The following is a 2,653-nucleotide window of genomic DNA, read 5'->3' as shown; positions in this document are numbered from 1 at the left end:
ATGAAAAACGAAAAGAAAATACGGGCGGTAATATCTATACTGTAGAGAATGGAGAAGTAAAGTACAATTGGGAAATAATGGATGAAATATTTGACCTTATTTTAGAATGTAGAATGAAACCTTTGGTTTCGTTTACTTACATGCCAAGCGCTTTAGCGTCCAATTTAAAAAAGAAGAATCCCTGGCATCACGGACTAGTATCGCCTCCGAACGATTATCAGGAGTGGCAAAAATTAATTTTTAATACGGTTAAACATTTAGAAGAGCGATATGGTAATGAAGAAATCGAGAAATGGTACTATGAAGTCTGGAATGAGCCTGATTTACCTCGATTTTTTTGGGTTTATCATCCGAATAAAAAGAAATTTGCTAACAGAGGGGATAACCGCGAATACTTCAAATTATACGACTATTCAGTTGCCGGTGCGATAGAAGCAAATGAAAAGATAAAAATTGGCGGCCCTGCAATTGCCGGTGACATAGAAATGTTTTTAAATCCCTGGATGGATCATATAAAATCTGGAACCAATTTAGCAAATGCCCGGGGTGGCGTTCGGGTTGATTTTTTATCAAGACATAATTATGGCGATTTGGAAAGTAAAATATTACCTAGTATGAAAGCATTTATTGATAATGCCAAAAAACATAATGGCGAGTTGGTTGAAAATTCACAGTTTTTGATAACAGAGTATGGTCCAACAGCTTCTCCAAAAGCCTGGTTAAATACACGTTATGTCGCTGCTTGGTTGGTAAAACTTGTAGACGGTATTTTTTACCTGGGTGACCGAGAAGGCAGTGATTACGTACCCGACATGATGTTTTTTTGGACAAAGCCTATTCCCCCTAATTTCAGTGATCATTTTGGAATTGTTACAGCCTTCGGCCATCCCAAACATCCATCGCCTAATTCTATTGTTAAACGGCCGGTGTTTAATGCATTTGACGCTCTTTCCAGATTGGGATCCGTCAGGATTGAAGTGAAAGGAACGGAATTTGGGGATCCGATTCATGCTATTGCAGCCAAAAGTGGATCCAACGCAGTTCAGGTTCTTATTTATCACCTGGACGAAGGGGATAAGAAAAATAAAAATAACAAATTTTTTCCTGTTTCCATAAGCATTAATAATTTGCCATTCTCGAATTTTGAATCAAATCTTTATTTGATTGATAAGTCCCATAGTAACGGCTATTCGGTATGGCAAGAACTGGGTTCGCCAAAACGGCCAAATAAAAATCAACTGGAACAACTACAACAGAGAGATGATCTTGAGTTGGTTGAATCGGAAGTTGTGAAAATTGAAGCGAAGAAAACCTATGTTAAGGAAGTAAATTTACAGAATAACAGTGTGGCGCTCCTGATCCTGAAGGCCGGTAACGGAAAACAGTAAGCCTGAAAAAAGCCAGATGAAAATATTAATGGTTGACAAATATTATTTTATTAAGGGTGGTGCGGAGCGGTATTTCTTTGAACTTAAAAATGTATTAGAATCCAATGGTCACGAAGTGATTCCATTCTCTATGCAGCACCCTAATAATTTTAAAACGCCGTATGAATCTGATTTTGTCAGTAATATTGAGTTTAACGGTTTATCCAAAGTTCAGAAACTGAAACAAGTGAGAAAGATTTTTGGAAGAATCGTTTATTCATATGAAGCTAAAAATGCAATTGCTAAAATTATTGATAAAGTGAAACCGGATGTTGCCCATCTACATATGATTGATCACCAATTATCGCCTTCAATACTGCATGCTTTGCGGGATTATAACATTCCCATAATTCAAACTTGCCATCAATATAAACTGGTCTGTCCAAGTTACAGACTCTTTGTAATGCACAAGAATCAGATATGTGAAAAGTGTGTGGGAGGTGACTTTTACCATGCAGTTGTCGAGAAGTGTCATAAAGAATCACGGGCTGCAAGTTCTCTTTTAGCTTTTGAAAGCTATATTCATAAATGGATGAAGATCTATGATTTGATTGATTTGTTTCATGTGCCCAGCCAATTTTTAGGGGACAAGCTGATAGAAGGTGGTATTCCCCAGCGGAAGATATGGCATCAGTTCTATACAATTAATCTTGATGACTACCCTTATCATCCTACTGCTTCGGATTACTGTATTTACTATGGCAGACTTTCAGAAGAAAAAGGTGTAAAAAATTTACTAAAAGCGATGGTCAATACACCTGATGTGAACCTGTATATTATGGGAAATGGACCATATAGATTATTTCTTGAGGACTTTGCAAAAAGTAATCGGTTAGAGAACGTTAACTTCTGGGGTAATCAAAGTGGTGAAAAATTAGTGAATTTGGTTCAGAATTCCAAATTTGTCATTGTACCGTCGGAGTGGTATGATAATTCACCCCTGGTTATTTACGAATCATTTTCAATGGGAAAACCAGTTATAGTTAGTGCCTTAGGAGGCATGCCAGAACTGGTAGACCACGGAATTAATGGGTTGCATTTCACAGCAGGCAATGTTGATGAATTAACTGACAGAATTAAACAACTATGGTTGAATGCGGAATATTGTAACCACTTGGGGAGCAATGCACGTGCCAAAGCGGAGAAAGAATTTAGTGCGGAAGTACACTACAAAAGGATCATAGATATTTACGAGAAATTAATCAATTCGAAGAATGACAACCAAT

At 37.2% G+C, this 2,653-nt stretch carries 2 protein-coding genes; both read left to right on the top strand.

The genetic code is table 11. The annotated features are described in order from the left end of the window. Positions 1-1,388 (top strand): hypothetical protein (locus IIC38_20295; protein ID MCH8128262.1); only part of this gene is annotated, 1,388 nt, incomplete at its 5' end. A gap of 16 nt (positions 1,389-1,404) precedes the next feature. Then, a partial coding sequence (locus IIC38_20290) for a glycosyltransferase family 4 protein (GenBank protein ID MCH8128261.1) occupies positions 1,405-2,653 on the top strand: 1,249 nt, incomplete at its 3' end.

It is taken from the genome of candidate division KSB1 bacterium (assembly GCA_022566355.1).
GTDB lineage: Bacteria > Zhuqueibacterota > JdFR-76 > JdFR-76 > DREG01 > JADFJB01.
This window is presented reverse-complemented; position numbering and strand designations above follow the sequence as displayed.